The following is a 12,565-nucleotide window of genomic DNA, read 5'->3' as shown; positions in this document are numbered from 1 at the left end:
TCGGCTCACCTACCATCGGTGCAACTCGGCGATGAGGGGGGTCGATGGCGACGACACCTCCGCCGTACGAGCCGGGCCCGCAGCAGCCGGTCGGCCCGGCCGTCGGCAAGGACCGTACGACGATGTGGGGCGTGCTCGGCATCATCTTCGCCCTGTGCTGCGGCCCGCTCGGCGTCGTGTTCGGCGTGCTCAGCCTGATGAACGCGCGCCGGGTCGGCCGGCAGCCCACCCTCGGCATCATCGCGATCGTGATCGCCGCGCTGACGATCATCGGCAACATCGTCGCGAACGCCAAGGGCGCCTACCGCAACGTCTACTGACCCGGCGCGGCCCGGCTCAGGCGAGCGCCGCCTGCACGACGCGTTGCACCACATCCGGTGCGGCCACGGCGATCCCGGCCACGATCGCGACGATCACGAACAGCGGCAGCAGGAGTCGCCGCTCGACACCGCCACCCACCTCGACCGCGATGGCGTCCGGAATGCCGAACTCGCGCCAGGTGCGCCGCCCCGTCGGCAGCGGCCACAGGATCGGACACCCGGCCTTCGTGATCATGTCGCCGAACGTGTGCACGATCCCGCCCGCGGCGATCGCCGCGCCGATCACCGGATAACCGCGACCCGCCGGCAGCAACGCGTACGCCACGAAGGCGGCGGCCGCGGACAGCAGCGTCGTGATCAGCCAGCCGCGCTTCTTCGCCCATTCCGCCAGCACACCGCGGATCGCCAGCCCGAACATCACGAACAGCACACCGATCACGGCCCACTTGCCGAACCGCGTGCACAGCGCGCCCACGCCGAACCCGAGACCGATGTTGAACAGCCACGTGTGCGTCAGGGTGCGGTGTCCGTTGTGCCGCTGCGGATCCCGCTTCATCCGGGTCAGCTTGTACACCCCGAGCGAGAACTTCTCCACGCACTCGGCGAAGAACAGCGACACCACGCCGAACGTGTGCGCCACCGTCGCGCCGCCCTTGTTCGCCGTGACCCGGCCGGACAGGTCGAGATCGGGCAGCAGCGCGGCACCGGCGCACACCGCGGCACCGACGCCGAGCTCGACGGGGCCCGGGTGGTAGTGCCACCAGTGCCCGGCGGCCCAACATCCCGCCAGCCACGCAGCGGCACCCGACACCGCATGTGTCGGCCCCATCACCATCACGGCCTCCCGCGTCCCTTGATCAACCGTGGCCATCACTGTGCCAGATGGGTACGACGTTCCCCCCGTCCGGTATCCGACCCTCGCCACCCGTCCCACACCTCTCGCCCCGGTGCCACTTCCCCTTTTCGGTACTCCCGGGCACCGTCGGCGCTCGCCGTGGCCGGCGCCCACAAGCGGACAGTCCGGCGCCGCGCCTCCGGCGCCACCAACGCACCCCGGGGTCATCCCGCGGCGCCGCCGGTGCCGCCAACGCGCGCAGGGACCATTCCGGGTGTCAGCGCAGCCGCTTGCCGATCCGTCGCCTGGCCCGGCGGCGCGCCGGCATCCTCCCGACGCCGACAGATATCGGTCCAGCTTCCTAGGACGGCGAGGTTGGCAGTAACCCCATCCACGAGCGGCAACATCCTCGACGCAGTAGCCCCGTCCACGCGCGGCAACGCCCACAGCGCGGTAGCCGCACCACAGGCGACAAGAACCCCAACGCGGGGAGCCCCTCAGCCATAAGCGGTGATGACCATGGCGCAGGAACCCCAACCGTGGGCAGCTGCGGCCTGAGCCCATCCGGCGACCAGCGGCTGAACAAACCAGGCACGCGCAGGCCACCACACGGGCCATCGGGAGTAACCGCGACCGCGTGGCCGCCACCAAACGGCAGCAACCCCAGGCACAACGGCACGGCAGCGACACAGGCACAACTGAACGGCAGCAACCCCGGCCACGACCTCCAGACACGACCGAAGGGCAGCAACGCCAGGCACGACCGAGCGGCAGCAGTCCCGGCCACGACCGAAGGGCAGCAACCCAGCTACGACCGAAGGGCCGCAAGGACCGTAGGGCCGCAACCCCGGTGATGCGCGGCCGTCAACGCGGTCTGAGAGCGGCAGTGAAACCGCCCTCTGCGCTCGGGCAGTAGCGCCGACCGGCAGCTGCCCCGGCATGCGCCACGCGGCCGTCCCATCGATGACCACCGGCGAACCTGGCCGGACTGTCGTACCGAGCGGGCAGGATGGGGGCGTGCTGTTCGCCGATCTCGCGGCGGTCTCGGCCGGGGTGGCCGCGACCCGGTCGCGGCTTGCCAAGATCGATCTGTTGGCAGACTGTCTGCGCCGGTTGGAGCCGGACGAGGTGGCGGCTGGCGTGGCGTACCTGTCGGGTGAGTTGCGGCAGCGGCAGATCGGTGTGGGCTGGGCGGGTCTGCGGGAGCTGCCGGCGGCAGCGACCGAGCCGACGTTGTCGGTCGCGGCGGTGGACGCGACGTTGGAACGGATCGGTGAGCAGCGGGGCGCGGGGTCGGCGGGTCGCCGGCGGGCGCTGGTGGCGGAGCTGTTCGGCGCGGCGACCGAGGACGAGCGGCGGCTTCTGGCCGGCCTGATCACCGGTGAGGTACGCCAGGGTGCGCTGGCCGGCGTGATGACCGATGCGGTGGCGCGGGCGGCGGACGTGGCGGGTACGACGGTGCGCCGCGCGGTGCTGCTGTCGGGTGATCTGCGGGCGGTCGCGGCGGCGGCGTTGCGCGGTGGTGCGGCCGAGTTGGCGGAGTTCCGGCTGGCGGTGGGTCGGCCGCTGTCGCCGATGCTGGCGCAGCCCGCGACGGACATCGGCGACGCGGTGGGCCGGCTGGCGGCCGACGGCGCCGAGGTGGCGGTGGACGACAAGCTCGACGGCGTGCGCGTGCAGGCGCACCGCGACGGTGCCGACGTCGCGATCTTCACCCGCAGCCTGGACGACATCACCTCCCGGGTGCCGGAGCTGGTCGCCGCGGTCCGCGCGCTCCCCGTCGACTCGGCCGTACTCGACGGGGAAGCGTTGGCGCTGACGGAGTCTGGCCGGCCGGTGCCGTTCCAGGTGACGGCGAGCCGGGTGGGGCGCCGGTCGCCGGGCGCCGAGGTGCTGCCGCTCCGGCCGTACTTCTTCGATCTGCTGCACATCGACGGCGCGGACGTGCTCGACGAGCCGGCGGCGCGACGCTGGGCGGAGCTGGACCGGGTCGTACCGGGGGATCAGCGGGTCGGTCGTCGGATGGTGGGGACGGCGGAGGCGGCGGCGGAGCGGTTCGCCGCGGTGCTGGCGGCGGGGCACGAGGGCGTGGTGATCAAGTCGCCGACCGCGGCGTACGAGGCGGGCCGGCGAGGCGGGAGTTGGCTCAAGGTCAAGCCGCGCCACACCCTCGACCTGGTGGTACTGGCGGTGGAGTGGGGGCACGGCCGGCGCCGCGGCCTGCTGTCGAACCTGCACCTGGGCGCGGCCGGGCCGGACGGGTTCGTGATGCTGGGCAAGACGTTCAAGGGTCTGACCGACGCGATGCTGGCGTGGCAGACGGAGCGGTTGCAGCAGCTCGCCGTCCGCCGCGACGCCCACGTCGTGTACGTGCGGCCGGAGCTGGTGGTCGAGATCGCGTTCGACGGCGTGCAGACCAGTCCCCGGTACCCGGCGGGCATGGCGCTGCGGTTCGCCCGCGTCCTGCGGTACCGGGAGGACAAGTCGGCGGCGGAGGCGGACACGATCGACACGGTGCGCGCGATCTGGCGCGCGGCGGGAGGCGACGGCGAGCCCGGCGGTGTGCCCGGCGGCTGACGGCCGCCCCACTGAGCGGTTGGTGCCGTGCAGGATCCCTCCGATACCGGCGGGCGACGGCGCCCGCCGGTTGACGGCTGACCGCTCAGCGGGTGCTTTCGTGGAGGATGCGGGCGAGGTCGGCGGGGCGGCTGATCATGGGCCAGTGCCAGGTCGGCAGCTCCTCGTACTGCCAGCGTTCGCCGGCCATGTGGCGCATGAGCGGTACGTTCGCGGCCATGGCGCGTACCTGGTCGGCGGTGAAGCTGGACAGGATTCCCAGGCGTGGCAAGGGTTCCCAGGCTCCGGTGAGCCGGATCGGAGTGGTGGCGGTGGCGGCCGGGTGGCCGACCGAGAGCGCGGTCAGCCGGGCGACCGCGGCATCGTCCACTGTGGACACGTCGGCGGCGAGGGCGGCCCAGTCCGGGGGCGGCAGCAGCCCGTCGGCGTCGGGGGTCGCGGCCTGGTCGGCGGCGAAGTCCTGCTGGGTGGCGCCGTCCGGGAGCGGGCCGGTGTCGACGTACACGAGGCGGCTGACGCGCTCGGGCATCCGGTCGGCGGCGACGGTGACGACGGACCCGGCGTAGCTGTGGCCGACGAGTACGACGTCGTGCAGGTCCTCGTAGGTGAGCAGGTTGAGCACGTCGGTGACGTGGGTGTCGAGGTCGGTGTCGGTGCGGGCGAGGTGGGCGCGGTCCCCGAGGCCGGTGAGGCTGAGCGGGTACACGTCGTGGCCGTGGGCGCGGAGTGTGTCGGTGACCGGTCGCCAGGCCCAGCCGCCGAGCCAGAACCCCGGTACGAGTACGAACGTCGTCATGCCGGCCACGCTACGGTGAATACCGGACAGTTCCCGCCCGGTTGAGGGAGAGCGGTGACCCGCCCCACCACACGAGTCCTGGCGCTGCTGGAGATCCTGCAGACCGGCGCCGCGTTCACCGTCGGCGAGCTGGCCCGCCGGCTCGGCGTCGACGAGCGCACCGTCCGGCGCTACGTCGGGCATCTCGCCGACCTCGGCGTCCCCGTCGAGTCGCGCCGCGGCCGGTACGGCGGCTACCGGCTCGCGCCCGGCTACCGGCTGCCGCCGCTGATGCTGACCGACGACGAGGCCGTCGCGCTGGCGTTGGGCCTGGTCGCGGGCGAGCGGACCGGTCTCACCGCGGGCGAGGGGGTGGCCGCCGAGGGCGCCGCCGCCAAGCTCCGCCGCGTACTCCCGGCCGCGCTCGCCCGCCGCGTCGACTCGCTGCTCGCCACCGTCGAGCTCACCGCGCCCCGGCGTACCGCGCCGCCGACCGGGCTGGCGGCCGTCGCGGACCTGGCCGAGTCCGCCCGCGCCCGGCACCCCGTCACCATCGGGTACACGTCGTGGCAGGGCCGGGTCAGCGAGCGCCGGCTCGACCCGTACGGGTTGGTGTTCCACGCCGGCCGCTGGTACGTCACGGGATTCGACCACGACCGCGCCGCCGTGCGTACCTTCCGGGTCGACCGGATCACCGCCGTCGCCGCGGGCACCGGCACGTTCGAGATCCCCGAGGGCTTCGAACCCACCGCGACCGTACTGGCCGGCCTCGCCGCCGTGCCGTGGAAGTACGAGGTGTCGGTGGTGCTGCGTACCAGCCTCGCCGAGGCCCGGCACCGGATCCCGCCGTCCGTGGGCACGCTGACCGAACTGCCCGACGGAGTACGCCTGGTCACCCGCGCCGAACATCTGGACGGTGCCGCGCAGATGCTCGCCGGCCTCGGCTGGCCGTTCCGCATCGAGCACCCCACCGAACTCGCCGCCGAGGTCTGCGCGCTCGCCGACCGGCTGCGCGCCAACGCCACCTGACCGTTACGGTCGGTCCGGCACCCGATCCTCGGGCACCCGGTCTGGCACCCGATCCTCGGGCACGCGGTCGTCAGACACCCGCCGACTTTCGGACACCCGGTTCTCAGGCACCCGGTCCTCGGGAACGCGGTCCTCAAGAACGCGGTCCTCGGGAACCCTGTCGTCAGACACTCGGTCCTCAGGTACCCGGTCTTCGGGGACGCGGTCGTCCGAGCGCGGCGCCCGACGCTCCGGTACCCGGTCGTCGGAGAGGCGGTCGTCGGAGAGGCGGTCGGTGCGGGGGCGGGCCTGCGGGCGGGGCGTACGCGGGCTGCCGGGGACGGACAGGCCGACCCGCTTGCGGGACTCCCACCGGATCAGCAGCCCGTAGCCCACGAGCGCAATCCCGGAGAAAAGCCACCACTGCACGATGTACGACAGGTTCATCGCGGCGTTCTCGTGGTCGATCGGGATCGCGACGAAGGTGCCGGCGGCGGCGGGTGTCTGGTGGGTGAGCGTGACGTACCCGCCGGTGGCGGGGTAGGGGAGGGCGGTGGCGAGCTTCCGCGGGTCGATGCGGCGCACCTCGACGTGCCCGTTGCGCCAGGCGACGGGTCCGGCGCCGCTCTCCGGCAGCCGTACCTGACCGACGACGGTGACCTGGCCGGTCGGCGCGGCCGGGACCTTCGGCTCGGACACGGTGTCGCTGCCGCCCGGGGGCAGCCAGCCGCGGTCCACCAGCACGGCGGTGCCGTCGGCCCGCCGCAGCGGCGTGACCACCTCGTACCCGACGTTGCCGTTGACGGTGCGGGCGCGCACCAGCATCGTGCGGGCCGCGTCGTACCGCCCGGTCACGGTGACCCGCGTGTACTCGTCGGCGTCGGCGGGTGCGCGACCCACCGGCAGCACCCGTTCCGCCGGTACGGGAGCGGCCTTGGCGTGCGCGTCGATGCGCGCGTTGATGCCGCTGCGCAGCTCGTACCGGTGCAGTTGCCAGATGCCGAGGAAGATCATCGTGACGGCGAGGCCGATGGCGATCAGGCCGAACAGCAGCCACCGCGGCGTGCGGAGCACACCGAGTACGTTGGGCCGGGCCTGGCCTGGGTCGGGCACGGCTCCACGCTACCGACCCGCCGGCGCGCGTGGCGGTGGGGGCGGTGCGGCCGGGGTTGCGCGGGTTCCGCAGACTGTCGGTGGATCATTGCCCCTTTCGCCGAGGTAGGAGCCCCTCATGCGCACCGACGTAGCCGTCACCGCGGAGCCGGTGACATGACCGGAACGCCCCGTCTCGTGGTGGCCGCGCCCTCGTCCGGGCACGGCAAGACCGCGGTCGCCGTCGGACTGATCGCGGCGCTGGCCGCCCGCGGCCTCACGATCGGCGGATTCAAGATCGGTCCGGACTACGTCGACGCCGGCTATCTCGGGCTGGCGAGCGGCCGCGCCGGGCGCAACCTGGACCCGCGGCTGGTCGGCGGCGGCACGCTGCCGGGCCTGTTCCTGCACGGCGCGGCCGGTGCGGACGTCTCGGTCGTCGAGGGCACGATGGGCCTGTTCGACGGGCTTTCCGGGCGTTCCGACGAGGAGAACACGGCGCAGGTGGCCGGGATGCTGCGGGCGCCGGTGGTGCTGGTGGTCGACGCCGCGGCGATGGGCCAGTCGGTCGCCGCCCTGGTGCACGGCTTCCGGGCGTACGACGAGCTGTTGTGGCTGGGCGGCGTCGTCCTGACGCGGGTGTCGTCCGACCGGCACGAGCAGATCCTGCGCGCGGCGCTGGAGGAGATCGGCGTGCCGGTGCTGGGTGCGTTGCGCCGCAACGATCTCAGCCCGCTGCCGCCCCGCCAGCACGGCTTGGTGCCGGTGGTCGACCGCGCCGTCGACGCCGTCCGCGCCGTACGCCGGCTGGGTGAGCGGATGATGGACCGCCTGGACCTGGACCGGATCCTGGCGTTGGCCCGGTCGGCGCCGCCGCTGACGGCGGACCGCTGGTCGCCGGAGCAGGCGGTGGGCGGCCGGTCCGACGCGCCGACCTCGCCCGCCCCCTCCGACGCCACCGGGTACGCGACGGAGTCGCTGCCGGGTGAGCCGCCGGTGGTGGCGCTCGCCGGCGCCGGAGAGTACGCGTACTCGTACCCGGAGACGGCGGAGCTGCTGACGGCGGCGGGCGCCCGGGTCGTCACGTTCGATCCGCTGCGCGACGAGCGGCTGCCGGAGGGCACCCGGGCGATGGTGGTGGGCGGCGGCTTCCCGGAGGCGTTCGCCGACGAGCTGTCCGCCAACCGGATACTGCGCGACGAGGTGGTGGCGCTGGCCCGCGCCAACGGCCCGATCTACGCCGAGAACGCCGGTCTGCTCTGGTTGGTGAAGGATCTGGACGGCCGCGAGATGTGCGGCGTGTTCGACGCGTCCGCGCAGACCACCAACATGCTCGTCCTGGGATACCGGGAGGCGACGGCGCGGGCGTCGAGTTCGACGGTGAAGGTGGGTTCGCGGGTGCTGGGGCACAAGCACCACCGGACGATGGTCTCGCCGCGGGCCGGCGACAACGCCGCCTGGCAGTGGCAGGGCGGCCGTCCGGAGGGCTTCATCTGGCGCCGGGTCCACGCCTCGTTCCTGAACGTACACTGGGCCGGTTATCCCGAGATGGCCAGCCGGTTCGTCGCGGCGATCGGGTGATCTCCCGGGCGCTTTGTGGTCCGCACGATGCGTGAGTACTGTTGACGTGCTTTGGTCCCGCGGGGGCGGTATGACGGAGGCAGTTCCATGACCGCGCAGACGGCTGCGCCTGCCCGGTTCCCGGAGTTGACGGTGGTGACGCCACGGCTGGTGATCCGGCCGCTGACCGCCGACGACACCGTGGGAGTGGCGGCGGTGTTCGACGACCGGCAGACGCGCCGGTGGATGTCGCTGCCCACTCCGTACACGGAGTCGGACGCGAAGATGTGGTGCACGTGGATGGCCGCCGAGCGCCGTACCAGCGGCGACGGTGACCACTACGGCATCGTCCACCGGGACGACGACCGGCTGCTCGGCGTCGTGTGGACCAAGCGCACCGACTGGGCCACCATGAGCACCGAGATCTCGTACGCGGTGGCCCCGGACGCCCGCGGCTTCGGGTACACGGCGGAGGCGGCCGACGCGCTCGCCGTGGACCTGATCCTGGAGCACGGCTTCCAGCGGCTCGAACTGCGCGTCGCCGCGGGTAACGTGGCGTCCCGTCGGGTCGCCGAGAAGGCCGGCTTCGTGTACGAGGGGCTGCTGCGCAACGCCGGGACGGTCGAGTCCGGCCGGGTCGACCTGAGCGTCTGGTCGCTGGTCCCGGCCGACCTCCGCGGCGCCAGCTGACCGCCGCGTCCTGCAGTTCGGACGTGCGCGCCAGCGTGGCGGGACGCGGGCTGAACATCCGATCGCGCCGGACCTCCGCGGCGCCAGCTGACCCGTGCAGCTGACCGCCGAAGCGGTCAGGTGGTGGCGATGACGCCGGACTTGTCGTCGATGGCCAGGTGCAGCTTCGTCAGCCGCGCCCCGCGCGGAATGTCGTACGCCAGGCGGAAGGTGGCGCTGCTGCCCGGTTCGACGATCTCGTTGCGCAGGGCGAGCCAGTCGGAGACCGGCGCGACGCCGGTGAGGCCGACGTCGAGGTCCGCGGTCCAGGTACGCAGGTCGATGGACGCGGTGGAGTCGCCGTGGTTGCGGGCGTCGACGACGATCGCGCAGTAGAGGCCGCGCGGGGTGCCGCTGTTGCCGAACGGCGCGGTGTCCAGCCCGCACTTCACCGAGTCGGTGGTGAGGGTGAGGCCGTCGACGGTGGTGGAGCGGCCCGCGACGTACCCGAGGCCGTAGTAGGGGCCGAGGTAGCGGTATCCGGCGTAGCCGCCGCTGATCAGGACGGCGAGTACGACGGCGCCGACGATGCCGAGGATGGTGACCCGGCGACGCGTCCACCGGCTGGTCGGCGCCGGTTCCGCGGTGTGCCGCAGGCCGCGCAACGGGTCCGGCGCGGTGGCCGGGGCGGGCGTGGGGCGCTCGGCGGACAGGTCGGCGAGGGACCGGTAGCCGCTGTCGGCGGGCGGGGTCGGTGCGCTGCCGGTGGGGACGAAACCGTTGAAACGGTCGGCATCCCGCGGCGGCGGCCCGGGCTGCGGCGCCGGCCCCGGGTACTGCGGCGACCCGGGCTGCCCCTGGTACGGCGGCTGCCCCGGCTGCCCCGGGTACTGCGGCGGCTGGCCTTGCGGCCCGGACTGCGGCGGCCCCTGGAACTGGGGCGGAGCGGGGTACTGCGGTGGCGCGACCGGCTCCGACCGGTGCCGGCCGCGCGATCGTGCCGCGGCGCTGGGGTTCTCCGGCGGTGTGTTCTGCGGAGACGTCAACGCTGAATCCTCCCCGTACCGCGCTGGGCACGACTCGTACCGGTGGTGTCACGGTCCAGCGGGCACACTAGGACAGGCGAGCCCCGTGGGCACTCGGCCGTTCGTGTGGTTGTGAGAATGACGGCATGGACATCTGCGGTGGTGGGCCTCCGGGAAGCGTAGTCACGACGGCCGGGCTGCACCATCACGGTGACGTCGAGGCGACACCGGGGCTGGTCGACCTGGCCGTGAACGTACGGTCGGGGCCGGGCCCGGACTGGCTCCGCGCGGCGATTTCCGGTGCGGTGGCCGATCTGTCCCGCTACCCGGATCCGTCGGCGGCGCGCGCGTCGGTGGCCGCCCGCCATCGCCGCCCGGCCGACGAGGTCCTGCTCACCGCCGGTGCCGCGGAGGCGTTCGTCCTCCTCGCCCGGGTGCTGCGGCCCCGCCGCGCGGTCGTGGTGCACCCGCAGTTCACCGAGCCGGAGGCTGCGTTGCTGGCCGCCGGCCACACCGTCGACCGGGTCGTACTCCCGGAGCCGTTCGTGCTGGACGCCGCCCTGGTGCCGGACGACGCGGACCTGGTGATGGTCGGCAACCCCACCAACCCCACCTCGGTACTGCATCCGGCGGAGTCGCTGGCGGCGCTGTGCCGGCCGGGGCGCACGGTGGTGGTCGACGAGGCGTTCGCGGACACCGTGCCGGGCGAGCCGGCCTCGCTGTCGGCGCGGCGGGACCTGCCGGGGCTGGTCGTGGTGCGCAGCTTCACCAAGACGTGGGGGCTCGCCGGCCTGCGCGTCGGGTACCTGCTGGGCGACGCGGCCCTGGTCGCCCGGTGTGCCGCCGCGCAGCCGCTCTGGCCGGTGTCGGCCCCGGCGCTCGCCGCCGCGGAGGTACTCGGTACGCCGCGCGCGGTGGCCGCCGAGTACGGGATCGCGGTGGAACTGGCGGGGGACCGGGAGTACCTGGTGGAGCGGTTGGCGGCGGTGGGTGTGCCGGTGGCGGGCACGCCGGCGTCGTGCTTCGTGCTGGTACGGCTGCCGGGCGCGGACCGGGTGCGGCTCGCCCTGCGCGACGCCGGGTACGCGGTGCGCCGCGGCGACACGTTCCCGGGGCTGGGGCCGGACTGGCTGCGGATCGCAGTGCGGGACCGGGCGACGACCGACCGCTTCGTCGCCGCGCTCTCCGGCGTACTGGCGGTGGCCCGATGAGCGCCCTGTACCCGCTCGGGCTGCGGCTGGCCGGGCGGCGCGTCCTGGTCACCGGCGGCGGTACGGTCGCGCAGCGCCGGGTGCCGGTGCTCCTGGACGCCGGCGCGGACGTGGTACTGGTCGCGCCGGAGGTCACGCCGGCTCTGGAGGATCTGGCGACGGCCGGCCGGATCCGTTGGGAGCGAAGGGCTTTCGTACCGTCCGATGTGGACGGTGCGTGGCTGGTTGTGGCCGCCACCGACGACCCCGCCGCGAACGCCGATGCGTCCCGCGCCGCCGAGTCCGCCCGCACCTTCTGCGTACGGGCCGACGATGCGGACGCGGCGACCGCGTGGACGCCCGCCGTCGCCCGGCACGACGAGGTGACCGTCGCCGTACTCGGTGGCGGCGACCCGCGACGCGCCGCCTGGCTGCGGGACCGGATCGCCGCGGGGCTCGCCGACGGCGACCTCGACGCGCCGCGGTTCCGCCGCCCCGACCGCGACCGCCACGCCGATCCGCCACCGGACCGGCCCGGCGTGTTGCGCCCCGCCGATCCCCGCCCCGTACCCGGGGTCGCGCTGGTCGGCGCCGGCCCCGGCGACCCCGAGCTCATCACCGTACGTGGCCGGCGGCTGCTCGGCCGGGCCGACGTCGTCGTGGTCGACCGGCTCGCGCCGCAGCTGCTGCTCGACGGGCTGCGCCCGGACGTCGAGGTCGTCGACGCGGCCAAGATCCCGCACGGCCGGCAGCTCGCGCAGGAGGCCATCAACGCCACGATCGTCGAGCACGCCCTGGCCGGCCGGTACGTGGTGCGCCTCAAGGGCGGCGACCCGTTCGTGTTCGGCCGCGGCGGCGAGGAGGCCGACGCGTGCCTTGCCGCCGGCGTACCGGTGGAGGTGGTGCCGGGGGTGACCAGCGCGATCTCCGTACCGGGGCTGGCCGGCATCCCCGTCACCCACCGTGGTGTCACGCACGAACTCGTCATCGTCTCCGGCCACGTGCCGCCGGACCATCCGGACTCGCTCGTCGACTGGGCCGCGCTCGCCCGGCTGCGCGGCACCGTCGTACTGCTCATGGCCGTCCGTACCCTGCCCGCCATCTCCGCCACCCTGGTACGCCTCGGCCGCCCCGCCGACACCCCGGCCGCGGTCGTCCAGGAGGGCGGCACCGCGCACCAACGTACGGTCACCGGCACGCTCGACACCATCGCCGACATCGCCACCGCCGCCGGCATCACCGCCCCCGCCATCGTCGTACTCGGGGATGTCGTCACCGCCCTGCCCTGACACGCGTCGCCATCGTCCGGGGTGCCGGAACCATTGCGACGCAAGGACTCTGGCGCGCGTGGCCATCGTCAGGGGCGCGGGAGTCGTTGCGACACAAGTACCTGACGTGCATTGCCGTGGTCAGAGACGCCGGAGTCGTTGCGACACAAGGAAACGCGCGCCTGGATCGACGCGGCGGTGCCGGGAAACGTTGTGCTCCGGTGCTGGAGACCCGGCCGCGTTGGG

11 protein-coding genes are annotated in these 12,565 nt (G+C 73.8%); 7 read left to right on the top strand and 4 right to left on the bottom strand.

Translation table 11 applies throughout. The features are described 5' to 3' along the window. Positions 1-44 precede the first annotated feature (44 nt). Positions 45-320, top strand: coding sequence for a DUF4190 domain-containing protein (locus Aru02nite_RS11165; protein ID WP_203657364.1), 276 nt, complete (start codon positions 45-47; stop codon positions 318-320). Between the two features lie 16 nt (positions 321-336). On the opposite strand, the gene Aru02nite_RS11160 is transcribed toward Aru02nite_RS11165, so the two are convergent. Beyond that, entirely contained in the window at positions 337-1,152 is an 816-nt protein-coding gene (locus tag Aru02nite_RS11160; RefSeq protein ID WP_203657563.1) for a metal-dependent hydrolase, read from the bottom strand. A 966-nt stretch (positions 1,153-2,118) separates the two neighbouring features. Here Aru02nite_RS11160 and Aru02nite_RS11155 point away from each other — a divergent pair. Continuing rightward, positions 2,119-3,732 carry an ATP-dependent DNA ligase gene (locus Aru02nite_RS11155; protein WP_373324859.1) on the top strand — a complete coding sequence of 538 codons (1,614 nt, stop codon included), beginning with the start codon at positions 2,119-2,121 and terminating at the stop codon, positions 3,730-3,732. 85 nt (positions 3,733-3,817) lie between these two features. Here the strand turns inward: Aru02nite_RS11155 and Aru02nite_RS11150 are convergent, their stop codons facing one another. Further along, positions 3,818-4,528: an alpha/beta fold hydrolase gene (locus tag Aru02nite_RS11150; RefSeq protein WP_203657362.1), complete on the bottom strand. Its 711-nt coding sequence runs from the start codon at positions 4,526-4,528 to the stop codon at positions 3,818-3,820. A gap of 54 nt (positions 4,529-4,582) precedes the next feature. Between Aru02nite_RS11150 and Aru02nite_RS11145 the strand changes: the two genes are divergently transcribed. Next, positions 4,583-5,536 carry a helix-turn-helix transcriptional regulator gene (locus tag Aru02nite_RS11145; RefSeq protein ID WP_203657361.1) on the top strand — a complete coding sequence of 318 codons (954 nt, stop codon included), beginning with the start codon at positions 4,583-4,585 and terminating at the stop codon, positions 5,534-5,536. A gap of 3 nt (positions 5,537-5,539) precedes the next feature. Here the strand turns inward: Aru02nite_RS11145 and Aru02nite_RS11140 are convergent, their stop codons facing one another. Then, on the bottom strand, positions 5,540-6,628 hold the full coding sequence (locus Aru02nite_RS11140) for an SURF1 family cytochrome oxidase biogenesis protein (RefSeq protein ID WP_239076610.1): 1,089 nt from the start codon (positions 6,626-6,628) through the stop codon (positions 5,540-5,542). A 156-nt stretch (positions 6,629-6,784) separates the two neighbouring features. On the opposite strand from Aru02nite_RS11140, the gene Aru02nite_RS11135 reads away from it, so the two are divergent. Then, positions 6,785-8,188, top strand: a complete 1,404-nt coding sequence (locus tag Aru02nite_RS11135; RefSeq protein WP_203657360.1) for a cobyrinic acid a,c-diamide synthase CobB — start codon at positions 6,785-6,787, stop codon at positions 8,186-8,188. 87 nt (positions 8,189-8,275) lie between these two features. Next, positions 8,276-8,857, top strand: coding sequence for a GNAT family N-acetyltransferase (locus Aru02nite_RS11130; RefSeq protein ID WP_203657359.1), 582 nt, complete (start codon positions 8,276-8,278; stop codon positions 8,855-8,857). A 116-nt stretch (positions 8,858-8,973) separates the two neighbouring features. Here the strand turns inward: Aru02nite_RS11130 and Aru02nite_RS11125 are convergent, their stop codons facing one another. Further along, entirely contained in the window at positions 8,974-9,882 is a 909-nt protein-coding gene (locus Aru02nite_RS11125; protein ID WP_203657358.1) for a hypothetical protein, read from the bottom strand. Between the two features lie 125 nt (positions 9,883-10,007). On the opposite strand from Aru02nite_RS11125, the gene cobC reads away from it, so the two are divergent. Both cobC and cobA read left to right on the top strand, forming a co-directional pair. Further along, a complete protein-coding gene (gene cobC / locus Aru02nite_RS11120) occupies positions 10,008-11,072 on the top strand; it encodes an Rv2231c family histidinol phosphate aminotransferase CobC (RefSeq protein WP_203657357.1) in 1,065 nt (354 codons plus the stop codon). Further along, complete coding sequence (gene cobA, locus Aru02nite_RS11115) at positions 11,069-12,340, top strand: uroporphyrinogen-III C-methyltransferase (RefSeq protein WP_203657356.1); 1,272 nt, start codon at positions 11,069-11,071, stop codon at positions 12,338-12,340. The genes cobC and cobA overlap by 4 nt, the downstream gene beginning before the upstream one ends. The last annotated feature ends 225 nt before the right edge of the window (positions 12,341-12,565 follow it).

This window comes from Actinocatenispora rupis, from assembly GCF_016861975.1.
Classification (GTDB): domain Bacteria; phylum Actinomycetota; class Actinomycetes; order Mycobacteriales; family Micromonosporaceae; genus Actinocatenispora; species Actinocatenispora rupis.
The sequence above is the reverse complement of the archived record's forward strand: the minus strand, read 5'-3'. Positions and strand labels throughout refer to the sequence as shown.